Source organism: Desulfovibrio cuneatus DSM 11391, assembly GCF_000430005.1.
Taxonomy (GTDB): domain Bacteria; phylum Desulfobacterota; class Desulfovibrionia; order Desulfovibrionales; family Desulfovibrionaceae; genus Frigididesulfovibrio; species Frigididesulfovibrio cuneatus.
The window spans coordinates 13,845-36,649 of the sequence record NZ_AUCY01000013.1 but is presented as its reverse complement, the minus strand read 5'-3'; the positions used below and the strand labels follow the sequence as shown (position 1 = coordinate 36,649).

Annotated in this window: 19 protein-coding genes; 6 read left to right on the top strand and 13 right to left on the bottom strand. The window is 54.9% G+C overall.

Translation table 11 applies throughout. The features are described from left to right. Positions 1–49: 49 nt before the first annotated feature. The 4 genes from G497_RS16420 to G497_RS0102930 form a co-directional block, all read right to left on the bottom strand. Positions 50–2,668, bottom strand: coding sequence for a diguanylate cyclase domain-containing protein (locus G497_RS16420; RefSeq protein WP_051257770.1), 2,619 nt, complete (start codon positions 2,666–2,668; stop codon positions 50–52). A 91-nt stretch (positions 2,669–2,759) separates the two neighbouring features. Next, the gene (locus G497_RS0102940; protein ID WP_027187030.1) at positions 2,760–3,701 is read right to left on the bottom strand and encodes a DUF2459 domain-containing protein; all 942 of its coding nucleotides are present in this window, start codon (positions 3,699–3,701) and stop codon (positions 2,760–2,762) included. A gap of 3 nt (positions 3,702–3,704) precedes the next feature. After that, positions 3,705–4,745, bottom strand: coding sequence for a D-glycero-beta-D-manno-heptose-7-phosphate kinase (gene rfaE1, locus G497_RS16415; RefSeq protein ID WP_084515942.1), 1,041 nt, complete (start codon positions 4,743–4,745; stop codon positions 3,705–3,707). A 213-nt stretch (positions 4,746–4,958) separates the two neighbouring features. Beyond that, on the bottom strand, positions 4,959–5,915 hold the full coding sequence (locus G497_RS0102930; protein WP_027187029.1) for a ParB/RepB/Spo0J family partition protein: 957 nt from the start codon (positions 5,913–5,915) through the stop codon (positions 4,959–4,961). 220 nt (positions 5,916–6,135) lie between these two features. On the opposite strand from G497_RS0102930, the gene G497_RS0102925 reads away from it, so the two are divergent. Beyond that, positions 6,136–6,546: a hypothetical protein gene (locus G497_RS0102925; RefSeq protein ID WP_027187028.1), complete on the top strand. Its 411-nt coding sequence runs from the start codon at positions 6,136–6,138 to the stop codon at positions 6,544–6,546. A gap of 249 nt (positions 6,547–6,795) precedes the next feature. Here G497_RS0102925 and G497_RS0102920 read toward each other — a convergent pair whose 3' ends face one another. The 4 genes from G497_RS0102920 to coaBC all read right to left on the bottom strand — a co-directional run bounded on the left by G497_RS0102920 (position 6,796) and on the right by coaBC (position 10,873). After that, entirely contained in the window at positions 6,796–7,566 is a 771-nt protein-coding gene (locus G497_RS0102920; protein ID WP_027187027.1) for a ParA family protein, read from the bottom strand. A 202-nt stretch (positions 7,567–7,768) separates the two neighbouring features. Then, on the bottom strand, positions 7,769–8,770 hold the full coding sequence (locus tag G497_RS0102915; protein ID WP_027187026.1) for an NAD-dependent epimerase: 1,002 nt from the start codon (positions 8,768–8,770) through the stop codon (positions 7,769–7,771). 4 nt (positions 8,771–8,774) lie between these two features. Further along, a complete protein-coding gene (locus G497_RS0102910; RefSeq protein WP_156907897.1) occupies positions 8,775–9,680 on the bottom strand; it encodes a hypothetical protein in 906 nt (301 codons plus the stop codon). Continuing rightward, positions 9,662–10,873 (bottom strand): bifunctional phosphopantothenoylcysteine decarboxylase/phosphopantothenate--cysteine ligase CoaBC, encoded by a 1,212-nt coding sequence (gene coaBC, locus G497_RS0102905; protein ID WP_027187024.1) that lies wholly within the window; start codon positions 10,871–10,873, stop codon positions 9,662–9,664. The genes G497_RS0102910 and coaBC overlap by 19 nt, the downstream gene beginning before the upstream one ends. A 365-nt stretch (positions 10,874–11,238) precedes the next feature. On the opposite strand from coaBC, the gene G497_RS0102900 reads away from it, so the two are divergent. Both G497_RS0102900 and G497_RS0102895 read left to right on the top strand, forming a co-directional pair. Continuing rightward, positions 11,239–12,264 (top strand): SDR family oxidoreductase, encoded by a 1,026-nt coding sequence (locus tag G497_RS0102900; protein ID WP_027187023.1) that lies wholly within the window; start codon positions 11,239–11,241, stop codon positions 12,262–12,264. Between the two features lie 612 nt (positions 12,265–12,876). After that, positions 12,877–13,383, top strand: a complete 507-nt coding sequence (locus G497_RS0102895; protein WP_027187022.1) for a hypothetical protein — start codon at positions 12,877–12,879, stop codon at positions 13,381–13,383. An 879-nt stretch (positions 13,384–14,262) separates the two neighbouring features. On the opposite strand, the gene G497_RS16410 is transcribed toward G497_RS0102895, so the two are convergent. Both G497_RS16410 and G497_RS0102880 read right to left on the bottom strand, forming a co-directional pair. Further along, positions 14,263–14,739 (bottom strand): (deoxy)nucleoside triphosphate pyrophosphohydrolase, encoded by a 477-nt coding sequence (locus G497_RS16410; protein WP_084515941.1) that lies wholly within the window; start codon positions 14,737–14,739, stop codon positions 14,263–14,265. A gap of 279 nt (positions 14,740–15,018) precedes the next feature. Then, positions 15,019–17,019 carry an ABC-F family ATP-binding cassette domain-containing protein gene (locus G497_RS0102880; protein WP_027187021.1) on the bottom strand — a complete coding sequence of 667 codons (2,001 nt, stop codon included), beginning with the start codon at positions 17,017–17,019 and terminating at the stop codon, positions 15,019–15,021. A 535-nt stretch (positions 17,020–17,554) separates the two neighbouring features. Between G497_RS0102880 and rfaE2 the strand changes: the two genes are divergently transcribed. After that, complete coding sequence (rfaE2, locus tag G497_RS0102870) at positions 17,555–18,070, top strand: D-glycero-beta-D-manno-heptose 1-phosphate adenylyltransferase (protein ID WP_034636323.1); 516 nt, start codon at positions 17,555–17,557, stop codon at positions 18,068–18,070. A gap of 233 nt (positions 18,071–18,303) precedes the next feature. Here rfaE2 and G497_RS0102865 read toward each other — a convergent pair whose 3' ends face one another. Both G497_RS0102865 and G497_RS16405 read right to left on the bottom strand, forming a co-directional pair. Beyond that, on the bottom strand, positions 18,304–19,320 hold the full coding sequence (locus G497_RS0102865; RefSeq protein ID WP_027187018.1) for a hypothetical protein: 1,017 nt from the start codon (positions 19,318–19,320) through the stop codon (positions 18,304–18,306). Position 19,321: 1 nt separating this feature from the next. Further along, positions 19,322–19,894 (bottom strand): YajG family lipoprotein, encoded by a 573-nt coding sequence (locus G497_RS16405; protein WP_051257769.1) that lies wholly within the window; start codon positions 19,892–19,894, stop codon positions 19,322–19,324. A gap of 579 nt (positions 19,895–20,473) precedes the next feature. Here G497_RS16405 and G497_RS0102855 point away from each other — a divergent pair. Continuing rightward, a complete protein-coding gene (locus G497_RS0102855) occupies positions 20,474–20,779 on the top strand; it encodes an HU family DNA-binding protein (protein ID WP_281171038.1) in 306 nt (101 codons plus the stop codon). A gap of 232 nt (positions 20,780–21,011) precedes the next feature. On the opposite strand, the gene G497_RS0102850 is transcribed toward G497_RS0102855, so the two are convergent. Continuing rightward, positions 21,012–21,752, bottom strand: coding sequence for a class I SAM-dependent methyltransferase (locus tag G497_RS0102850; protein ID WP_027187016.1), 741 nt, complete (start codon positions 21,750–21,752; stop codon positions 21,012–21,014). A 191-nt stretch (positions 21,753–21,943) separates the two neighbouring features. On the opposite strand from G497_RS0102850, the gene G497_RS0102845 reads away from it, so the two are divergent. Then, on the top strand, positions 21,944–22,726 hold the full coding sequence (locus G497_RS0102845) for a DUF4198 domain-containing protein (RefSeq protein WP_027187015.1): 783 nt from the start codon (positions 21,944–21,946) through the stop codon (positions 22,724–22,726). Positions 22,727–22,805: the final 79 nt, after the last annotated feature.

The window sequence follows — 22,805 nt, the reverse complement described above, 5'->3', positions numbered from 1 at the left end:
TTGGGGAGGCTCTGCCTCCCCAATAGTTTCTCAGTATTTTTTTTCTCTCCTACAACCGTTCGGCCTGAAGTTGGGCTTCGCGCGCTTCTGGCAGGCTTCCCAGGGCTTCTAGGGCGCGGGCCAGTTCCAGCCAGCCAGTTTTCAACTCCGGCCTTAAGGAAACGCTTTGCCGTGCGAAGGAGGCCGCAAGGTCCGGGTCTTCCCCTGCATCCAGGTAAAGCCCGGCCAGCAGTTGCATGGCAAAGGCGTCTTGCGGGTTGGCCAGCAGTGCTTCATGCAGGTGTTCGCGGGCTTCGTCGGGGTTGCCTTCATTCCTGCACAGGCGGGCAAAGTGGCGGCGGGTTATGCCTGTGCCGTCGGGCTGGGCGGCTGCGGCTTCATACAGGGCCCGTGCCTGGTAAAAGTCGCCAGCGTTTTCCGCTATTTGCCCAAGGCGTATCAAGGCATACAGGTGGCCAGGGTCTTTGTTCAGGCAACGCACATACAGGTTCACGGCATCTTCCACATTGCCCTGTAGTTGCCTTACAAAGGCCAGGTTGTACAGGGTCATGGGTTCTTCCGGTGCGTGGTGCAAGGCCTTGGAAAAGTGGTGTTCCGCTTCGCAGTGGCGGCCAATGCTGGCAAGGCAAATGCCCAGGGAATTCCAGGCCATGCTGTTGCTTTCATCTGCCATAAGGGCATTCTGGTATTCCTGAATGGCTCCAAAAATGTTGCCTTGGCTGTACATTCTGTCGGCACTCACGTTGAGGGCCAGGGAGTCGAGTATGCCAACATGGGGTTCTTGCAACAGAATGGCGTATTCCAGGGCTTTTTGGCAGTTTTCCAGGGTGTCTGCCTTGCGGTATTCCAAAAAGGGAAAATGAGCAATGCCTGTGACTGTGGTCACGGGAAGGCGCTTTTGCAATGTTTCTGCCAGGGTTTTGTACAGTGGCTCCAGCGCTTCCGGTGTTGTGTGGGGGTGAAAGTAGAGCAGGCTTGTAAGGCCGTAACGCCCCCCAAGTGCGGGGCCAAGCTCTTCCTGGCACAGTCTTGCCACTTCTGCCATCAGTTCTTCCGGGTTATGCCACAGGGCCGCTTCCCCTGCGTCTTCAACCTGGGGGCGCGGGGTTACGCGCAAGAGCACCAGCCCAAATTCCCGGCATGTTTCACGCTGTTTGGCATAGGCTGCCAGGAAATCGGCATGGCGCAGCAGCCCGGTAATGGGGTCTGGCCCATGCATGGCATTGTCTGCGCGTGAATATTGCTGGTCCTGGCTCAGGCGCAGGCAGTCGCCTGGGGCCACCTGCCATGAAGGGTCCCCCACGTGAATAATTTCGGCAAGGGAGGCGTTTTCCTGCACCTGCATAAGTACCAGTTCCCCCTTATACAGCGGGGGGAGTGGGCTGGTGCTGCGTTCCCCTTGTACGGGGTAGTTGGTTGACCACACGGAAAAGCGCATGCCTTCACGGGCGTGCATGTTGCTGCCAAGGCTGACCACTGCTCTGGAAAGTGGCAGAATTTCGCGTACCCGCCCTCCTTCCGCCAGAATGCGGCTAAAGCCCATAACCCGTTCCCCTTCTTCCGGGGTAGAGGCAAGGCTGTGTTGCTCATCAGCCAGGGCTGCCGCCAGCCGGGCTTGGCGCAGCAGTATGGCGGCCTGGTCGTGTGGGGTGCGCAAGGCGAGGGATGCATCGGAATCTTGTGGGAACAGGGCATAGCCAATGCTTGTAGCAAGCCCCACGCGGTTGCGGCGCAAGGGGTGTTCAATAGTAACTTTTCGTAAATTTTGCGCAAGGTTAACGGAAAGTTTCCGGCAGCCCTTTTGGGTGGTGGCAGGCAGCAACACCGCAAACTCCATATCGCCTGTGCGGGTGGCCAGGGCCTGTTCCGGCACATTGGCTTGCAGGGTGTCTGCCAGTTCAACCACCAGGGTGTCGGCAAACTGGTAGCCAAATTCCCGCACCACATCGCGCAGGCCGGAAAAACGCACTGTGATAATACCAAGGCACCCCTGGGCTGTGAACGCAGTACCCAGGTTTTCCGTGCGCAGCAGGCCAGTTTCAGCGGGCAGGGGGGCAGTTGGCTGTTCCGTACCCATTTCTTTGGTATTTTCCAGACCATTTTGCAGGTGTGCTGTTTCCGGCGGGGTGGCGTTCCCTTTACTGGCGGTAACACTCTCCCGTTTTTGGGCTTTTGCCCCTGCCCGGGCTTCCTGCTTTGTTTCTGTCAACGCTTCGGTTCGGGCAGGGCCGCTGGCCCCTTCGCGGAACGATTCAATGCCAGCGCACAGCCGTTGCATTAAATAATGGCGGCTGTAAAGGCCTGTGGCTTGGTCGCACAGGCTTTGCTTATACAGCAGCAAGTTTTCCAACATCAGGGGGGCAAGGTTGGGCCATTGTTCCACCAGGCTGGCAGCACCGTGTGGTTCCACCCTACGTGCCAGAAACACCCCAAGGGTGCCTCCTTCCACTGCTGGCAGGGGGAGCAGTATTTTTTGCTCTTCTTCAAGCCAAACTGGTTGCTGGTGGCTATGTTCCCTGGGGAACAGCACACTGTGTGACCTGAAGGTGATGAATTGGCGCAGCATACCAAGCAGGCGTTGCTCAAAGGCCAAAAGGTCACGGCGGGTAAGCTTGGCGCGGTGGGTGGGGCTTTGTGTTTGTGTCAGCATGGTGGTGAACTGGCTCATAGCCTTAGCTGGAGCAACCGCACAGCGCAATTGCTTGGTGAATGGTAGCGATTTTTATTGGGGAGGCAGCGCCCCCCAGTAAAAACTACCCCTACGGCAGGTGGTGCATGGCAAGGCCAGCCACGGGAGTCCACACGGAAGTAGGGGCGTTAATGGTGTGCAGGCCTTCCACCACCCAGTTTACGCCGTTATGCCATGGGGCAAAGCGTTCCTTGCCTTTAAAGAAGCTGTCTACATCGGCGTAGCCTTTGATGAGCATGGGCACCGGGGCACCTGCGCCGTCTTTGGCAACACTTTGTTGAATATAGCGGCACAGGGTAATGTATTCGGCTTCTGTAAGGTACAAGCGCCGAATGTTCTGGCTGGGGGCCATGGGGCCTTCCCAAATATCCACATGCAGGGCAGCCGTGCTACCCACCAGGGAGGTGAGCATGGCAAGTGCTGGCATGGTATGCCATATACCTTGTGTTCCATACAGTTCTGGCTGCCCCCAACCCACAAGGCACCACAGGGAATTACTTACCAGGGCCTGGCGGTTTGCTTCCAGTGGCGGGGTAGGGGGGCTGGCAGGGGAGCTTGGCACGGGGGCCAGGGGGGAAGCGGTGGTGGCTGTGTTCCCAGCATCAAAGGGAAAATCAGGAAACGACCAGGCCACAGGCAGGCGGGAGGGTTTGGGTAAAATAAACTCATAGCCGAAGTATTTGCCCCAGTCTATGGCAAAGCGGCCTTCCGGCGCTGTGACCACGGCATAGGCGGGCAGGGCAAAATCAAGGCGGGAGCCAGTTTGCACCACATACACGGGAATGTGGGCTGCGGTATCTTTCAGCCGGGGGTCTGCTTCACGCAGGGCCCACAGGGCCTTGGTTGATTCCCCTGCCATAAGGTGGTGCAGTGGGCTTGGCAAAAGGCCCAGCAGCACTACAGCCACACCCCCAATAACCACGGCATAGGCCAGCCATTTGGCGAGCGCCTTGTATAGACCACGGTTTTGTGGTGGGCGGGAAGAAAGGGAAAACCTGGAATAATCACCCATAGGCTACTCCCATGCTTGTGGCGGCGTAAAGGGCAATGCAGTAAGGGCATGGGCAATGCCCTGCACAGTGGCTGTTGCTGCCCCTACGTGCCCTACAACAATGCCTGCCGCATAATTGGCTATGATGCATGATTCAATCAGGGAATAGCCAGCAGCCAGCCCAAGGCTGAGTGTTGCTATAACGGTATCCCCTGCACCTGTCACATCAAAAACGCTTTGGGCGGTGGTGGGAATGTGGTGCACGGTGTTTGTATCGCTGAACACCGCCATGCCTTCCGGCCCAAGGGTTATAACAAGCTGTGGGCACCCTAGCTGCTGCATGAGGGCTTTGCCCGTGGCAAAAATTTCTTCCCTGGTTTCCGTGCGCATTCCGGCCAGGGCTGCGGCTTCTTTTTTATTGGGGGTAAGCAGCGTTACCCCGGCATACAGGGGCATGTGCTGCGGTTTTGGGTCTACTAAAATAGGAATGACCCGCTTTTGCTGGGCCACAAGGGCATGCAGCCCCTGCATAAAGCCTGCGGTAATAACGCCTTTGCCGTAATCGGAAAGCACTATGGCCTGTATTTCCGGCAGGTGCAGAGCCACTTTTTGCAGCAGTTGGCGGGTGTGTTCCTCATGTATTGGCTGGGGCACTTCTTTATCAATGCGCAGCATTTGCTGGCCTGCTGCCAGTACCCGTGTTTTTACTGTAGTGGGGCGCTCTGCGGTAATAATAAAGTCGGCAGTGCTGCCGGTTTCTTCAAGCATGGTTTGCACGGCCGTGCCTGCGGTGTCGTTGCCACGGCAGCTTACCAGCACGGCCTTGCCCCCCAGGGAGCAAATGTTCTTAGCTACATTGCCCGCCCCGCCAAGCACCGCATTTTCTTCAGAAATAAGCACAATGGGCACAGGGGCTTCCGGTGAAATACGCTCTGCCGTGCCGTAAAGGTACTCATCCAGCATACTGTCGCCCACAATAAGAACGCGGCCTGTGTGCAGCGTTTCACAGTGCTTGGCAAGGCTGGCAGGAGAGAGTACGGGTGTGTGTTTCTGGTGTGCTTTCATGGTGCCTCAAAAATCAATGGAGAGTGGTTCAGGGCTAGAGCATTTCAACTTTGAAAAGCTCTGTGGACGCGCAGCGGACACTCGCCAAGGGTGTCATTGTATTGAGTCCTTATAAAACGTTGTATGAAGTACTTCATGTCTGCTCGGCATAAAGGAATACGACGTTTCAAAGGTAAAATGCGCTAGAGGGTGTGCTGGCTATGGCGTGGAACCTTATTCCGCGCTGCGTGCTTTTTGCTGTTCAAACGTTGCCAGCACAGCTTCCAGTTCTTCCTTGGAATTGTAGGCAATGGTGATTTTGCCTTTTTCTTCTTTGCCCGAAATTTTCACGGCAAAGGTAAGGGCTTGCCCAAGGCGGGTTTGGGCGGCAAGCAGCACAGCGCTTTGCGGGCGTACAGTGGCCTTGGGGGCTGGGGCCTGTGTTGCAGTGGTTTGTGTTGCCCCAGGGGCAGCAGGCCTAGCGGTGGTGGGCACTGCCAGGGTGCCAGTTTCTTTCCACAGGGCAGCAAGGCCTTCAGCTTCCCGCACGGTAAGCTCGTTGTTCAGAATAAGGGTATGCAGTGCAGCCTGGGCAGCAGGTTCCGTTATGCTGAGCAGGGCACGGGCATGGCCGGAGGTGAGTTTGCCTGCGGCAACATCGGCCCGAATACACTGCGGCAAGGAGAGCATTCGCAGGCTGTTGGCAATGGCAGAACGGCTTTTGCCAAGGTTTGCTGCCAGTTCTTCCTGGCTCAGGGAAAAGTCGGTTTTCAGGCTGTTCAGGGCCTCCGCTTCTTCCATGGGGTTCAGGTTTTCCCGCTGAATATTTTCTACCAGGGCGGCTGCTAGGCATTCTTTGTCGGTAAATGAGCGCACAATAACGGGTACTTCTACCAGCCCGGCCTGCTTGGAAGCACGCCAGCGGCGTTCACCCGCCACAATTTCATATTTTGGTAGGCCAGCTTCCGTAGCCAACGGGCGCACCAGAATGGGCTGGAGCAAGCCTTGTTCCCGTATGGAAACAGCCAGCTCTTGCAATGCCTGCTCGGAAAAGGTGCGGCGCGGTTGGTTGGGGTTTGGGGTAATATCTTTGAGCAGCAGGGTGCGTACATCTTCTGGCTGGGCCGTGATGCTTGTTTCGCGAATAAGTGCGCCCAGGCCTTTACCAAGGCCGTGTGTTCCTGTTTTCATAATAACTCCTTAAAAATCTTCATAGAAAGCCAGCGCGGCTTTCCCCTTGACATATTTTCCCATAACCTCCACCCTAGAGTAATTAACGAATGAAATGCGCTGATTGCTCTGCAAGGGTTTGAAATATCCTTGCCACCACACTTTCGCTGAGAGCGAAAGTGGACGGGGGAACAACGGGGCACCGTTGCAAGTGTTACGTCTCTAGAAAAAAGGAAGTGCCATGGGAAAATCACGTCATGTACTGCCGCTGTATGATGCCGAAGGTGCCTTGCACGGCATTTTGCTGAGCCCTGAGCTGTGGCGGGTGGCAGGGCCGCGCCTGGAACCAGTACTGAAGGCCGCCCTTGCCCAGCTTGAACCACAGCCTGAATTGCAGGAACCCCTGGAAGCTTGGGAGAGTTTTTTGCAATACTGGGATTTCAAGTACCCGGTGGAAGCTTCAGTTAGTTGTAAAAATTGTGGCGCCAGTACCGAAAACTGGCAGGAAGACCCGCAGCACCCCTTTGTGTTGAAAAGTGCCCAGCTTGGGGGCCTTGTGGTATTTTTGTGTAAATCGTGCGGGGCTATTGTGCGGAAAAAGCATTTTAAGGACCATGTGTGTTTTGAAGCTACTCCCCGCACTGCCAGTTAGTTGCTTTGCCGGGGAATGAGCTGGTTTACCTGCCCTTAGTGTGTGCATGCTGCGCATACTGGGGGTGAAATGGTGGTTCAGGTGTTTACTTAAGGCATGTGGCGTTATTTGGCCATGTGCCTTTTTTTCTGGCGCTGTTCAAACTCGCCACAGCCACGCGCAAACGCTCATTTTCTTTTTCCGTATTGCTGTGTTTACGTAGCCCAATAGGGCTTGTGCCAACATATAATGAAGGCTATGCGGTACGCGCTAGCCTTCTTTCTTGGGTTTGCGTAACACCACTTCTTTTGCCAGGGCAAGGTACGCTTCCGCCCCTTTGGACTTGATGTCGTAATGGATAATGGACTTGCCGTGGCTTGGCGCTTCAGAAAGGCGCACGTTGCGCGGCACGACGGTTTCAAACAAGTGGTCAGGGAAGCAGCGGCGCACTTCATTCTTTACTTGCTTCGTCAATTTGTTGCGAATGTCGTACATGGTAAGCACAACACCCAGCAGGGAAATGTCCGGGTTCAGGCGTTTTTTTACCAGCTCAAAGGTGTGTAGCAATTTAACAATACCTTCAAGAGCAAAAAATTCGCACTGTAAGGGCACAAGCAGTTCTTTTGCTGCACACAGGGCATTTAAGGTAAGCAAGCCGAGTGAAGGCGGGCAGTCAAATATAATGTAGTCATAGGCGTGTTCTACGCTTTTCACCACTTCTGCCAGGTAATATTCACGGCCAATTTTATCTACCAGTTCCATTTCCACAGCCACAAGGTCTGTGGTTGCAGGCAGTACTGAAAGGAATGGGCTGTGCGTTTTGCGTATGGCTTTTTCGGTAAGTTCTGGCTGAAAAAAACACGGGTAAAGGGAGTATTCCCCCACCTGCACGTCCAACCCACTGGTGCTGTTTGCTTGCGGGTCACAGTCAACAAGCAGCACCCTTTTTTCCATAACAGCGAGTGAGGCTGCCAGGTTAATAGACGTAGTTGTTTTGCCAACGCCGCCTTTTTGGTTTGCTATTGCAATTAATCGAGCCACAGTTGCCCCCAATATGTTGGTTTTGTCGGGTCACTGACCATTTGCTACGATTTGCTTGTACGTGAGAATGCGCGTAGCGTCAATGTGTTTTCCTTTGTTTCACGTGAAACATGATGTATTACTGGAACAAAAAAAGCTCATGTTTCACGTGAAACATGAGCTTTTTAGCAGTTGAAAGCATGAAGTTGTTCTGCCGGAATGCTTAAATCGTATGGTACTCCCTGTACCAGCGTACAAATTCAGGAATACCTTTTTCCAGTGTCGTGCTAGGGGTGAACCCCGTTACTTTTTGCAAGTGGGTTATGTCTGCATAGGTGGCTTCCACGTCGCCATTCTGCATAGGCAGGTAGGTGATTTCTGCTTTTTTGCCCAGGGCATCTTCAAGAACTTCAATGAAGCGTCCAAGGGGCTCTGCATTGTTATTGCCAATGTTGAACACGGTAAACGGAGCCGTGCTGCACGCCGGGGTAAGGGGGGTGCCTTGGGGGGCAGGGGTGGGAATAACCCCCATAACACGCACAACGCCTTCAATAATGTCGTCAATGTAGGTGAAGTCGCGCTGCATGTTGCCGTGGTTGAATACGGGAATGGGCTTGCCTTCCAGTATGGCCTTGGTGAAAATATACAGGGCCATGTCTGGCCTGCCCCAGGGGCCATATACCGTGAAAAAGCGAAGCCCTGTGGTGGGCAGCCGGTACAAATGGCTGTAGGAGTGGGCCATAAGTTCGTTACTCTTTTTGGTGGCTGCATACAAAGAAACAGGGTGGTCTACGCTGTCTTCCACAGCAAAGGGCACTTTTTTGTTCATGCCGTAAACGGAACTGGAAGAGGCATACACAAGGTGTTGCACGCCTGAGTGGCGGCACCCTTCCAGAATGTTGCCAAAACCCACAAGGTTTGCCTGAATATAAGAAAGGGGGTTTTCAAGGCTGTAGCGCACCCCGGCCTGGGCCGCCAGGTTGACCACGTGGGTAAACGCATTGTTGCTAAACAGTGCTTGCATGGCCGGGGTATTGGCCATGTCCATGTGCTCAAAGGAAAAATTGGGGAAGGGGCGCAGCAGGGCAAGGCGGCTTTCCTTCAGGGCAGGGGAGTAGTAGTCGTTGAGGTTGTCAATGCCAACAACGGTGTGCCCTTCCTGCAGCAGGCAGCGGGAAAGATGGAATCCAATAAAACCAGCAGCACCAGTAACAAGCACATGCATACGATTAACCTTTGGTAAAAAAGAGTGAAGGAATGGATGCAAACTGGGCCCGCAGGAAGGCGGCGGCGCGGGCTTTGGCAGCGGCATCAGCAATAAGGGTTTCCGTTTCAGGCAGCAGCAAAAACATCTTGCCCCCAAGAACTTGCTGGGTGAACGGGAAGGAAAGGGTAAGGGCAAAGCCGGAAAGTGGCAAAGCTGAGGCCCCCATAAACACCACAACCTGCGGCGCAAGGCGGGTTATAGCCCCAGCAAAGGCTGCGGGCATGTGGCAGGTGCCGCTGTCCTGGTGGGCTGTAAGAGGCCAAAAGGCACTGGAACCTTTGGGTAGGGCCAGGCTGCCAATAAGCCCGCGCATAAGCTGAGAGCGTTCCGGGCTGCCTTGCCCGGCAAGGTCTTGGGAAAGTGCCGGGTAAGACCACACAATGGAAGCAGGCCGGGTGCGCTGCCATAACGCTTGCCAGGACTCTGGCCAGGTGTGCAGCTCTGTATTGGGGGCAGGCAAGGCTTGTGCTGCGGGGTGCGCGGTGTCGGGGGTGGCTTCCACCTGCCCTGGGGCGTTCAGCCTGCTGCTTGCACCGTGCCCTTGGGGCTGCTGCCCACGGCTGGCTGGCTGGGGGGGCAACAGGTGGCTGGGAATAGGGCGTCCTTCCTTGGCATTGGCCGGGGGGGAAGGGGTGGGGGAAGTGGGAGCAAGCCCAGGTGGGGTATGTTCAATACCCACAGGGCTAACCGGGCCAGCGGCAGGAACCAAGTGCCCCGCAGGGCCAGCCTCAAGGGCCTGGGGCTGCTCTTGGGCCTCAAGTTCTTCGGGGGTGGGGTCGCCGGGTTCGGGCAGGGCCAGCAGGTGTGTTATACCTGCGCCGCGCCAGGGCCGAAGCAGCTCCATAAGTGTTACAGAGTTAAGAGCCAATCTAACAGCCTCCAGGCAATGTCTGCCTTGCTCGTGTTTTCCCAGTGCTCTTCCTTGCCGTTGGCGTCTACCACAAACATGGTGTTTGTGGCGCTGCCAAAGCCGGAGCCGGGTTCCCCAACGGTGTTGCCTGCCATAAGGTGGGCCTTTTTGGCGTGCAGTTTACCGCGTGTGCGCTCTTCCAGGTTTTCCGTTTCTGCCGCAAAGCCCAGCACTTTCTGGGACGAATTTTTGGCAAGGCTAAGCGTGGCCAGAATGTCTTTGTTGGGGGTAAACTGCACGGTAAGGTCTTGCCCTGCCGTGGCCTTTTTAAACTTGGAAGGCCCAAAGGGAACGGGGGAAAAGTCTGCCACTGCGGCAGTGAATATGCCTATGTCTGCCTTGTGCCAGTGGGCTTCAGCCGCTTCAAGCATTTCCTTGGCCGAGGTTACGGGCACGGTGTGAATGCCCTTGGGCAGGGCAGGGGTGCCGGGGCCAGCCACAGCCACAACGCTTGCCCCGCGCAGCCAGGCCGCAAGGGCCAGCACGCCACCCATGTGCCCGGTGGAAGGGTTGCTCCAAAAGCGCACGCCGTCCCATTGTTCCCTGGTGGGGCCAAGGGTAACCAGCACTGTTTTGCCTGCAAGGTTTTGGGGGGCAAGGGCCTTTAGGGTGTGTAAAAAAATGGTGTGAATGTCTTCCAGCTTGCCCACCCCTTCTTCCCCGCAGGCCACGTTGCCCCCGGCAGGGCCAACCAGCGTGGCACCACGCTGGTGCAGCAAGGCCACATTGGCCTGGGTGGCGGGGTGGGCCCACATGCGCGGGTTCATGGCGGGGGCCAGCACCAGCGGGCCATGGAAGGCAAGGCACTGGGCTGCCAGCATGGTTTCTGCCATGCCAGTGGCAAGGCGGGCCAAGGTGGTGGCGCTGGCCGGGGCAAGAACGAACACGTCTGCCATAAACCCGGGGTCCAAATGGGAAAAACAAGAGTTTTGTGTATCGTCAAACATTTTGGTATACACCGGGGAAGCCCCAATGCCTTCAAAGGTCAGGGGGCTTATGAACTGGCACGCGGCATCCGTAAGGGTGCAGGAAACGAACATATCAGCCTTTTGGAACAGCCGGGCCAGTTCAACGGCTTTATAGGCGGCCACAGAGCCGCACACCCCAAGGTGAACCCGGCGCCCTGCAAAATGGGAGAAAGTGGCTTGCATGAAAAAACTCCTGTACCCGGCAACGTGTGCATAAAACACTTGCTCTTGTAGCCCACTGCGAGTATGCAGAACACACAGCGCCCTGCGGGGCATGCCCCATGCCGTAATGCGGTACATAAGGCCAAGCTGTGTGCTGGTTGAAATGGATTGTAGCACAATTTTATAGCACTGTGCTGTGCTTGTCAAAATAGAACTCCTGAATTGCCTGGATACCAGGGTAGCCAAACATGAAAAGCCAGGAACGTTGCCTTTGTAGCGGCAAGTAACACGCTAGGCGAGGCGCTTTTGCAAGCGCACTTATTGCGTGCTGTGCTTTTTCAACTACCCGTCGTAAACGAACTCCAACCCAACCGAAAGAGGGTGTTATGTCTGTGTATGCCTCAACACTAAAGCGTCTTGCAACGTCCCCCAAAACATGGCTTGTTACTGGTGCCGCAGGCTTTATTGGTTCAAACCTTGTGGAAACATTGCTGCGGGCCGGGCAAACGGTGCGCGGGCTGGACAACTTGTGCACAGGCTACCGCAAAAACTTGGTCATGGTGGAAGCTGCCGTGGGGGCCGAAGCGTTCAGCCGTTTTACCTTTATTGAAGGCGACATTCGCGACCTGGAAACATGCCACGCTGCCTGCAAAGGGGTGGACTATGTGCTGCATGAAGCGGCCATTGGTTCTGTGCCGCGTTCCATTGATGAACCCATTTTCACCAATGCCAATAACATTGACGGCTTCCTGAACATGCTGGTAGCTGCCCGCGACGCCAAGGTGAAGAACTTTGTGTATGCTGCCTCCAGTTCCACCTACGGCGACGAACCCACCCTGCCCAAACAGGAACACCGCATTGGCAAGCCCCTTTCGCCCTATGCCGTTACCAAGTATGTGAATGAACTGTATGCCGACGTGTTCGCTACCACCTATGGCATGAACAGCATTGGCCTGCGCTATTTCAACATTTTCGGGCAGCGCCAAGACCCGGCAGGGGCCTATGCCGCGGTCATTCCCCTGTGGTTTGACGCCATTTTGAAAGGTGTGCAGGTGTACATTAATGGCGACGGCGAAACTTCCCGCGATTTCTGCTTTATTGATAACTGCGTGCAGGCCAACATTCTGGCTGCCTGTGCGGAAAATCCTGAAGCGTTGAACAAGGTGTACAACGTGGCTGTGGGCGAGCGCACCACCCTGAATGAACTGTTTGCCCTGCTGCGCACGGAAGCTGCCCGCCACAACCCGGCGGTGGCAGGTGCCAAGCCGGAATACCGCGAATTCCGCCAGGGCGACGTACGCCACTCCCTGGCAGACATAACCCTGGCCCGCACCCTGCTGGGCTTTGAACCGGAATTTACGGTGGAACAAGGTATGTTGCAGGCCGGGGCGTGGTACGCCAAGAATTTGTAGCAGAGCAATTGCCGTTTGAATGGAAACATGTTCCAACGTGTGATAGTGCAACGTTCTTGTGTATTATAAGGAACTACTGATTAAAGGACTTTTTGGGAGCAAGCAGTTATTCGTTTCCATAAGTACCAATCCCGCCCTGAGGCGGTTCCAGGCTATGCATCCTGCTGTTCAGTGTTCTGAACGGCAGGATTTTTTTATTACACAAAGGGTTTATTCCTGGGGTGCTTCAAATCGAACCAGTAGTGTCAAATTTACTGCCGTGGAAACAGTGCCATAACCAATTGAGAGAACAGTATCTTTTTTGATAGCAGTATAGTCAATTTGTATTTCTAACACAGTATTTTTATTGTTTATCCTTGCCAAAGTAAATTATCATGGTAAGTATATACTATAACTCATGCATTTCTTGGTGCTGTAAAGCATACAGGGTATGGGTCAGCAATGGTTCAGAAAAAACATACCTGCCACTGCGGGTATTGTATGCCAGTTCAAGGAAATATAGCGGGATAAACAACAGTATTCACGCTGTGACACAACGTAATTTTTGTTTGTAGTAAGTGGTGAATGCGCGAAATGGTGCACACTGTTTGGTCTACATTCCAGGAGTTTTGTATGGGTCCACGCAATGATCAGCCCCCGGCTGAAAATAATATCCAGACTGAATTAGTCGAAAATTCGCTCCCTTCCATAGCAGCATGGAATGCTCTGACAGAATTATTAGAGTATACGCCCCTCACCCTGAGCCTGCCAGTGGCCGGGGTACACGTTGGCTTTCAAAGCCCGGCTGAAGGGGGCCTGCATCTTGACTTTGAGGCACAGGCGGCCCGGTTTTCCCGGCAGGGGGACAACCTGTTTATTGAATCAGAAGACGGGGGCAGGGTGACCATGGGGGCGTATTTTGCAGGCAACGAAATTGGAGAATTGCCGCACTTTGTTCTTGCAGACGGAACCGTGGTGGCAGGCGAAGAATTTTTGCTGGAGCAAAGCCCAACCATGAACATTGCCACCACTGCTGCGCCCCACGAACTCCGTGTCAGGCCTTCCGGCAAAATGCATGAAGCTGACAGCCTGCTGCATGGGGTAAAGGCGGTATTACTACAGGTGACCTGTTTGCTATAACGCCGCCCGTAATGGCCCCATGCCTATGGGCAGTTTTGCTGCACCTGATGACGTTCATACGTACAGAATTGCCCAGGCAACACAGGTTTGCATGAGGGTAATGGCATTTTTTACGTTGTACAAAGAACAAAGTGAAGGCCACACTCAAAAACAGCCGGGAATGGGCATTTCCGGCTGTTTTGCTGTTTTATGACGTAAGGTAAGGAGACTTGCCTAAAAATAGCCCATACGAACCTTGCCGCGGGCTGTGTTTTGGCTGTGTATGTGGGGGAAATGTGAACAGTGGGGCGGCAGGGCGCAGAATAAAAAAAAGCAGCGGAAGGGGGTCCGCTGCTTTTTTTGAGGAGAGCACTGGCCACGTGTTGAGGAACGCGCGTTGTGTCCAGTGCAGATGCGCTTGTGCGCTGGGCCGGAGAAAGCCTCCGGCTGGGGAATGAAGGAGCAACGGCAAGTAAGGGGGAGGCGTTGTTCCTTCTGCCTGATTTGTGCAGCCATAAAGGCTTGCGTGCCGGGTTGCTTCTGGAAAAGACGCTGCCACACTTTCTTTCCCAGCTTTCACCATTAGGGCATCAGGCTCTGTATAAAACTTGGCATGTGAAGGAGCCGCTCTGCTACACCCGAAATTGGGTGGGCAACCTATCAAGACGATTCCGCGGGGAGGGGCGGTGCCTTGCCTTTGGGGGCACTGAGGAAACGTTGCCCGGCAGAGCGGCGGTATGCGCTATGGTGACTATAAAGCATACTTCGTGCCAAACGTGTAAATGCAGGAACCACAAGGAAATTATTCAAAGTGCAATGCAGGGTATGTGCAAAAAATGCACATTTGTGCAAACTCATACAAGGGATACTGTGCAAATTAACGCAGTTTTGCACAGGGTGTTACGGAGTGGTTTTCTTGGTGCAGGCACACGGGTTAGCCCGTGGTTGTTCTCCAGGGCACTGTGCATTGTGTTCCTTTGGGGGGTGCAAGCCCGGCAGCAGGGCTAGGTCAGCAGGCAAGAAGGGCAGTACCATGGCTTCAGCCACGGTCACCCAGCGCAGCTCCTGGCCTTCACGGGGGGTGGGTTCCCCGGCAAAGTTTTGCACATGCACAAAATGCAGGCGTACATGAATTTCCGGGTAGCGGTGTTCCACGCATTGCCACAGTGCACACGCCAGGGGCGTTATGCCCAGCTCTTCCTGTAATTCACGGGTAAGGGCCTGGTGCAGGGTTTCACCAGGGGCAAACTTGCCGCCGGGAAATTCCCAAAAACCAGCCCGTGGCTTGCCCGCCGGCCGGCAGGCCGCCAAAAAACGGTCGCCGCGCCACACAATGCCTGCGGCTACATCAAGAATGGGAAGGGGAGTATTTTGCATAATTTTTGGATATGATTGAGTTGACTTGGGGAGGCTCTGCCTCCCCAACCCCCTCCGCCAAGGGCATGATTGACTCGGCCCGTCCTGGGCCTCGGCCTATGGCTCCCGCACTGCGTGCGGTTCCTAATTGTGCTTCCTGCACAATTGTCCTCTTGGAACCCCTATCCACGCTTGCCTAACCGCTTTGCGGGAAGGCAAGCGCAAATATGGGGGTCAAGGGGCGTCACGTCCCTTGCTGGGGGCCTGGGGGACAGCGTCCCCCAGAAAAATCAGCCTTTCCTACAAGTCGTTGCTTTCGTCGGAACCTAAGGCCTTGCGCTGTTCTTCGTAAGGAGCCAGGGCTTGTTCTGCTGCTTCCAGGGCCAGCATGGCGGCTTCCACCTTGGTTTGCACCTCGTGGAATTCTTTGAGCAGGGCGCCTGCGCGTGGGCCGTCGGCATACACTGCCGGGTCTGCCAGGGTTTTTTCCAGGGTGTCTTGCTGGGTAAGGAGTTGGTCCAGGGCGGCTTCTGCCTTTTGGGCCTTTTGCTGTAAGGGCTTCATAATGGCGGAGAGTTTTTTGCGTGCTTCGGCCTGGTCGCGTTTTTGTTGCTTCAGTTCCTCGCGGGTAAGGCCTGTGGTGCGGCGTACTGCGCCCCGTCTTTCGTCCAGTTCCTTTTCAGCCGAAAGCTGGCGCTGGCGGCGGCGAACCACGTCGTAATCGGCAAAGCCGTGCACATAGGTGGTGAAGCCTGTGGGGCCAAGTTCCCAAATTTCATCGGCTGCTTCTGCCAGCAGGTGGCGGTCGTGGGCCACCATAAGCAGGGTGCCTTCAAAATTGGTCAGGGCTTCCACCAGGGCTTCGCGGCTTTCCAGGTCCAGGTGGTTGGTGGGCTCGTCCAGTACCAGGAAATTGCTGCGGGAAAGGAACAGGGTTGCCAGCATCAGGCGGGAACGTTCCCCCCCGGAAAGCGAATTGACCTGCCGCTCAAAAAAGTTCTGCCCAAGCTGGAACAGGCCCATAACGCTCATAAGCTCTTCTTCGGTCATACGCGGGTCGCTTAAGCGGCGAATTTCCGAAAGGGCAGAACCGCTAGCGTTAAGGGTGTCTAGCTGGTGCTGGCTGAAGTAGCCAAAGCGCACCATTTGCCCGAATACTATGTTGCCTGCATCTTTTTCCAGCCTGCCAGCCAAAAGGCGCAAAAGGGTCGATTTGCCACACCCGTTTGGCCCCACCAGCCCTATTTTTTGCCCCCGGTACAAGGAAAAGGACAAGGGCGACCACATGCGCTTGCCGTCGGGGAAGGAAAAGGCCAGGTCTGCCACGGAAAGTACGGTGCGGTCTGCTTGGGGCGGGGTGGGCCAGCTAAAGGAAAGGTTTCTGCGTTTTGATTCCGGCTGTAGGCCTTCCAGTTCTTTTTCCAGGCGCTTGGCCATTTTCTGCTTGGAACCAGCTTGGCGGGCCTTGCTGGCCTTGGCCTTGAAACGCCGTACAAAGTCCATTTTTTTCTGGATTTCATCTTGCAGCCGGGCAGCTTCCCGTGCGCGCTGTTCCCCCATTTCTTCCTGCAAGGCAATAAAATGGGTAAAGTTGCCGCGCCGGAACGCTGGCTTGCCGTTGCCGGAAAAGCACAGAATATGGGTGCTTATTTTATCCATAAACACCCTGTCGTGGGCTACAAACACCAGGGTGCCTTCGTAGTCCAGCAAAAAGGCTTCCAGCCATTCCACGGCGTCCAAATCAAGGTGGTTGGTGGGCTCGTCCAGCAGCAGCACATCGGCCCCTTGGGTAAGCACACGGGCCAGTTTGGCGCGTTCACGCCACCCGCCGGAAAGTTCCTGCAAGGTGCGGTGCCACTTGTGCTGGGCAAACCCCAGGCCGGAAAGCACCGCCTTGGCCCGGTGTTCCGGGTTGTAGCCGTATATGCCCTCCAGCTCTGCCTGGCGTTGCCCCAGCCGGGCCAACGTGTCAGTATCTTCCGCGTCCGTCGCCTTTTCCCATTCTTCCCAAAAGCTGCTCCAGTCTGGCAGCACTTCCAGCACGTAGGCAAGCAGGGTTTTTTGCAGGCTGTGGGAGTCTAGTTCCTGCTCCACATAGCCAAGGCGGCAGTCCTTTTGCAGGGTAATTTTGCCGCCGTCCGGCTGCTCCTTCCCTGCTAAAATTTTAATAAGGGTCGACTTGCCGCTGCCGTTGTAACCACACAGGCAGAGCCTTGCACCAGAAGGAATTTCCAGCGAAAAGTCGTTCAAAATAGCGTTGCCGCCAAAAGACTTGGAAAGATTTTGCAGGCTTATGCGCATAGTACCAACAGGGCTAAACGGTGTGAGTTTTTGGAGAGCCATTCATGGCAGTGTAATGCTGTTATCACACAACATACATGCATGGCGCTGGAGAGGTGAACTGGCACAAAGGCACGCTTTGTAGCCAGAAGCAGTGTATGCCACGTTGGGCATTTTCACAACTGTACTGCGCACTGCCCCCGGCACAGTTGTGCATTACTCAAGAGAGCCAATGCCCATTCAGTGAGTTTGGGCAACCACAACGAACCTTCCTTCTTGCGCCTGGAAGGTTTCACCGCTAAAGTAAGCCCCGGCTTCTTGGCATGGGGGAGTGTTTTTCTGTGCCTGTGCCCCTGGAGCCTGAATGATTTTCTTTGCTTCTGTTTAAGCCAGGTTTATTACCCCGCACACAATGCCCCTTCCTGGGCAGAGCGTACAAAGCATTGCCAAACACAAGTAGGGGGCAAGGGGCGTAACGCCCTTTGCAGGGTGTGTGGGGGGCAGAGTCCCCCAGCATAGCGCTACCACCAATGGATTTTGCAGAAAGGAACACACCATGCTTTCATCCCAGCCCCCAGACCAGTTACTGGCCCACCCCCACGTACTGGAGCTGCCAGCCCTGCTTGCCGCCCTTGCCCCCTTGCGGGCCGCAGGTAAACGCATTGTGTTTACCAACGGCTGTTTCGATATTGTTCACCCAGGGCATGTGGACCTTTTGGCCCGTGCCAGGGCCCAGGGCGACGTGCTGGTGCTGGGGCTGAACAGCGACGATTCTGTCAAACGCCAGAACAAGGGGCCGGAACGCCCATTCAACCCTTACCCGGCCAGGGCCTTTGTGCTGGCCCACCTGGCAGCGGTGGACTTTGTTACGGGCTTTGATGAAGACACCCCCCTGCACCTTATTACTGCCATCCGCCCCCATGTGCTCATAAAAGGTGGAGACTGGGACATAACCCGCATTGTGGGGCGTGAAGTGGTGGAAGCTGAAGGCGGCACCGTGCTTTCCCTGCCCCTTATTCCCGGTTACTCCACCACTGCCTTGGCTGAGCGCATTCGCAACGGTGCGCCCTAAAGAAACGAGTACGGGAACAGTAATACAAACAAAAACCGCCAGCAGGCATACGTCTGCTGGCGGTTTTCTTGTTATTATCTGTGGAAATCAAAAGCAGAAAGCGTGTTTAAAACGCTCATTTTTTCCGTTTGGCGGCGTTGCTTGCATTTTTGCAACGGAGGCAGGGCAGAAGAGCCCAGCCCGCCCTTGCAAAAACACTTCGTGCCTTGCCAAACGAAAAAACTGAGCGTTTTCTATTGACTACATTTGCCAATGGTGCGCGCCCACTCAAGCCCTTCGCAGTCGCGCAGGGCGCAGGCGGCGTGCAGGTCTGCGCACATGGCCTCAATTTCCTCTTGCACCAGGTTGGCAGAGGCCCTGTGCATAAAATACGGGGCATGGTACGGCGCGTTGGCAATGGCCTGCCCAAAGGCGGCCACCGCAAGGGCTGGCAGGCGCTGGGCCAGCAAGGCAGCCCCTTTTACATCATGCGCCCTGGAAAAATTGGGTAGCGCGGCCAGGGCGTCTGCGGCTAGGCGTTGGGCTTCAGAAGATTTGCCCGCCTGCAACGCAAGTTCTGCCTGGGCCACCAGAATAAGGGGGTTGCCCGGGTCCAGGGTTGCGGCTTTCTGTAACGCTACCCCGGTGCCCTGGGGGTCTGCCCAGGTGGTGCCAAGGCGGGGCAACAGGTCCAGGTACAGCAGTGTGCCCCGCATACCGCGCACGGCCCGTTGCACGGCCAACAGCCGTTCTTGCCCGGCAAACTCGCTGGCCATAATGGCAAGGGCAGCAGGGGCCGTTTCATCATAGGTTTTCAGGTGGGTACGCAGCTTGTGCACAACAAGGGTGTATAGCACGCTTATTTCCGGCTGTTCCAGGGCACTGGTAAGCCTTTCCCTGAAGTCTGGTGCCTGGGTAAAGGCCAGTTCCACCACAGCTTCAAGGTTCGGGGGAACCCCTTGGGCCCCTTCCGCAGCAATTTTTATGGTAAACAATTGCAGCACAAGCCCTTCCAGTGGGGGCACCCGCAAGGGCGTTTCCTGGTACTGGCGGGCAATAAACTGCATGTCTGGTGTGGCGGCTAGCTTGCGGCTGGCTGCTTCCACCACGGCGAGCAAGGCAGCCACGTGGGCAGCATCTTTCGCCAGGTCGCGGCGCACAAGCCCTTTGAAGGGGCGCACAGCGCGGGCGCTTTCCCCCTGTGCGTGTGCCCAGGGTAGGCACAAATACAGGGCCAGCACCCAGGCAGTGCATACCGCAGCAAACCGCATATTACTGGCTTATTTTTTGGCGAATAGCCAAGGTCATGGGGGTTACAAGGTCACGCAGGGTTTCAGCCAGTACTTCCTTGGGAACGCTGGAGAGGGGCACCACGCGCCGGGTAAGGGAACTGTTGAAGGTATTCTTCATCAACTGGAGCTGGTTTTTGTGCAACTGTACAGAAGCACGCATGCGTCCTTCGTAGGAGGTGCTGGAAACTTCCGTCAGCCACACTTCCTCCACTTTGCCCGTAACCACATAGGTTGCCCCGCTTTTTTTGGCCTGGGCTTGTGTGGGGGCAAAGGTCACCACATAGCCAAGTCGGGTAAGTTCTGTGGCCAGTGCCTGGCTTACCCAGTCTGCCACGGGGGCGTCTGCAGTAAAGGCTGTGCCGTCGCTACGAATGCCAATAGCTGTTTCCGTTCTGCCATCCGTAAAGGTGACCACGCTAATGGTAGGTGCCCCGGCAATGGGAATTACTTCTTCCCCGCTGGGAGCATAGGTAAGGGGCACTGCACTTGTTGCGCACCCCGAAAGAAACGCCATTAACAGCCCCAGCCAAAAAAATTGTACTCGCTTCAACATGAACCCTCCTGCAGTGCAACGACGCCCACAATGCGTATGGCGCATTATACCCTTGTGTACCAACAAATAATCGGCATTTGCCTTTATCAATCCATATGCACAGTATACCCCTTCTTCTGAAAAACCACAAGAACGCTTACAGTAGCAGGAGAAGCAAGGGGAACATTTTACCAAAATTGTAATGTTCTCCGGCTTATTTGTTTGACCGTATTTGTTAAATTTTTATAGTAAAATTAAACATATAGCGTGTCGTTTGTTTAAAAAATCATCTCTTTATGCCTCTTGGTTTAATGAAACGCTTGGCTGAGAACAAAAAGATAGCCGGGCTGTATTGCAAAAATCCCAATGCTGTCCGGGCTCTTTCCCGGACAGCATTGGTGCAATTTTGCTAGCAAAATTGCACGCGTAGCGTGTCGTTTGTTTAAAAAATCATCTCTTTATGTCTCTTGGTTTAATGAAACGCTTGGCTGAGAACAAAAAGATAGCCGGGCTGTATTGCAAAAATCTATTGACTTTTTTTAGCCAGTCTGTAAAAGCAGGCTACTAACTAAGCAACAGAACGGCTTTGCGCAGTTCCGCGTGAAACCAAACCACTTGCTGGAGACTGTAATGACAAAAGCAGAACTTGTGAGCAAAATTCACGAACAATCCGGCCTGGCAACCAAAGCACAAGCTGAAGCTGCCCTGGACGCGCTGGTAAACATTCTGACAACAGCCATGAAAGACGGCAACTCCGTTACCTTCACCGGCTTTGGCAGCTTTAAAGTTATTGAGCGCGCCGCCCGCAAGGGTCGTAACCCCCGCACTGGCATGGAAATCAACATTCCTGCCGGGAAAGCTGTGAAGTTTACCCCTGGTAAAGCCCTGAAAGACACTGTGAAGTAGTCTGCCAAGGAAAGGCATGGCCCCGGCCTTGTCCAGTTTGCGAAGAAAGCCCGCCTACGCGGGCTTTCTTCGTTTTTAGCATGTCAAAGTGATAATACGGCATTGGGGAAACGCGTAGTTATTTCGTTTGGCAAGGCATGAGCTTTTTTTGAAGCAGGAGTGGACTCTTTCGTCCTCGACTGTTTCAAAAAAAGTGAAACAACGCAGCCAAACGGAATAAATCAGCGTTTTCCTAGGCAACCTTGCGGGCAAGGTAAAACACATACCCATAATATTTACTGTATTTTTCGTACAGGGCCATTTCCTGTGCCATTTCTTGCAGCACGGCGTGGGCTTCTGGGCTGTTGTTGTGTTCGGCCAGAAACGCTTCCCGGTTGGCCAGGAGCGGGCCGTAATACCCTTCCAGCCAGGCACTTTCCGGCAGCACAAAATAGCCGAAGGGGGCATAGCCACAGCTTTCAATCTGGGCGATTTTGGCGGATATAAAATCGATGCCCGCATACTGTTCTTTCCAGTAGGTTTCCAGTTCCGCCGGAATATCCCTGCGCAGCCAGGAAATTTCAGAGGCCACCAAAAAACCGCCGGGCTTTACTAAGCGCCGCCAGTCTTGAATGCCTTTTTCAAACCCCGCAATATAAATGGCCCCTTCCGACCATATTACATCAAAGGTGTTGTCTGGAAAGGCCAGGTCAAACATGGAACCCAGCATGGGGGTAATTTTGCGTTGTAGCCCAAGCTCGCTAATTTTCTGGCGCAATTCATCCAAAAAACACTGGTTGCAGTCCAGGGCCACAATGTTTCCGTTCACCTGGTTAGCCAAAGCCAGGGTTTGCGCCCCTGCCCCGCAGCCAATGTCCAGAATGTGAAGCTGAGGGGGCAATTCCCCCAGCATGCGCAGCGCCTGGGCGGTGCTGGCATCGTTTCCTGGCCCCTGGCGGGGCACACGCGTGTGCAAATCAAGAAACAGCTCCATAAGCTCCCTCACGTATAAAATTATCGGTTCGTTCAGCGCGACTATACTGAAAAGCCTCAGCCCCGTCTATGCGTTGGTACCCGCCTTGACTTCATGCCGGGCAAGGGGTACATCCACTAGTAACACGTTTTGCAGAATCATGTTACCGGGGGGATTTTGCAGTGTAACTTCCCACATTCTTGGAGGAACGTATGAAAACACCCTTGCTATGGTGCTTGCTGTGCGCCCTGTGCCTTGTGCCTGGCGCTGCCTTTGGGCATGAATTTATTGTAAAGCCACAGGGCAGTACCGCCTTAAAGCAGGGGCAGAATGCCACAGGCCAGGTGCAGGCTGCCCATATTTTTATGGTAAGTGAAGAGGCGGAACGCATTGCGGAATCGCCCTTGCACATTGTGGGGGAAAGCCCTGTTGCCGTTACGGTGGAAGCCCCACAAGGCAAGCCCTGGCTTGCCTATTCTTTTGCTGCCCCTACAGGTGGCCCCTTTATGCTGGTGGGCTGGCGCAAGCCACAGGTGTGGAGCCTGACCACACAGGGCATTATGGAAGGAGACCGCGAAACCCTGAAAAAGCAGGGGAAAAGCGTGGCGAGTGTGGGGAAGTACGAGAAATTTGCCAAGACGCTGTACAACCTTGCCCCCAACGCCCCCCTATTTACCACCCCAGTGGGGCAACGGCTGGAAATTGTGCCTGTGGGCGATGTTTCCCAAGCGAAAGGCAACGGCCAGCCCATTGGCTTTACGGTACTGCTTGACGGAAAGCGCGCAAACCTGCCCCTGCACGCCACGTATGACGGCTTCAGCAAGGAACAGGAAGAGTATGCCTTCACATTGACCCCGGACAAAGAGAATGTGAGCCACGTTCCCTTCAGCCGCTCCGGCCTATGGCTGCTGCAAACCCAGACCGTGCTGAAAGAAAACGTGCAAGGCGCAGACACGCATAGCCTGAAGGCTACCCTGGTGCTTCAAGTTCCCTAGGGAAACGCTGATTTATTCCGTTTGGCTGTGTTACTTCTCTTTTTTTGAAACAGTCGAGGACGGAAGAGTTGACTCGGCC

Coding starts and splice junctions, on each gene's coding strand:
- G497_RS0102895 (WP_027187022.1), top strand. CDS start 12,877: ATGGGTCCACGCAATGATCAGCCCCCGGCTGAAAATAATATCCAGACT.
- G497_RS0102930 (WP_027187029.1), bottom strand. CDS start 5,915: ATGAAAACAGGAACACACGGCCTTGGTAAAGGCCTGGGCGCACTTATT.
- coaBC (WP_027187024.1), bottom strand. CDS start 10,873: ATGCAAGCCACTTTCTCCCATTTTGCAGGGCGCCGGGTTCACCTTGGG.
- G497_RS0102900 (WP_027187023.1), top strand. CDS start 11,239: ATGTCTGTGTATGCCTCAACACTAAAGCGTCTTGCAACGTCCCCCAAA.
- G497_RS0102925 (WP_027187028.1), top strand. CDS start 6,136: ATGGGAAAATCACGTCATGTACTGCCGCTGTATGATGCCGAAGGTGCC.
- G497_RS0102850 (WP_027187016.1), bottom strand. CDS start 21,752: ATGGAGCTGTTTCTTGATTTGCACACGCGTGTGCCCCGCCAGGGGCCA.
- G497_RS16420 (WP_051257770.1), bottom strand. CDS start 2,668: ATGAGCCAGTTCACCACCATGCTGACACAAACACAAAGCCCCACCCAC.
- G497_RS0102915 (WP_027187026.1), bottom strand. CDS start 8,770: ATGCATGTGCTTGTTACTGGTGCTGCTGGTTTTATTGGATTCCATCTT.
- G497_RS0102865 (WP_027187018.1), bottom strand. CDS start 19,320: ATGCGGTTTGCTGCGGTATGCACTGCCTGGGTGCTGGCCCTGTATTTG.
- rfaE2 (WP_034636323.1), top strand. CDS start 17,555: ATGCTTTCATCCCAGCCCCCAGACCAGTTACTGGCCCACCCCCACGTA.
- G497_RS0102940 (WP_027187030.1), bottom strand. CDS start 3,701: ATGGGTGATTATTCCAGGTTTTCCCTTTCTTCCCGCCCACCACAAAAC.
- G497_RS0102880 (WP_027187021.1), bottom strand. CDS start 17,019: ATGCGCATAAGCCTGCAAAATCTTTCCAAGTCTTTTGGCGGCAACGCT.
- G497_RS16405 (WP_051257769.1), bottom strand. CDS start 19,894: ATGTTGAAGCGAGTACAATTTTTTTGGCTGGGGCTGTTAATGGCGTTT.
- G497_RS0102845 (WP_027187015.1), top strand. CDS start 21,944: ATGAAAACACCCTTGCTATGGTGCTTGCTGTGCGCCCTGTGCCTTGTG.
- G497_RS16410 (WP_084515941.1), bottom strand. CDS start 14,739: ATGCAAAATACTCCCCTTCCCATTCTTGATGTAGCCGCAGGCATTGTG.
- rfaE1 (WP_084515942.1), bottom strand. CDS start 4,745: ATGAAAGCACACCAGAAACACACACCCGTACTCTCTCCTGCCAGCCTT.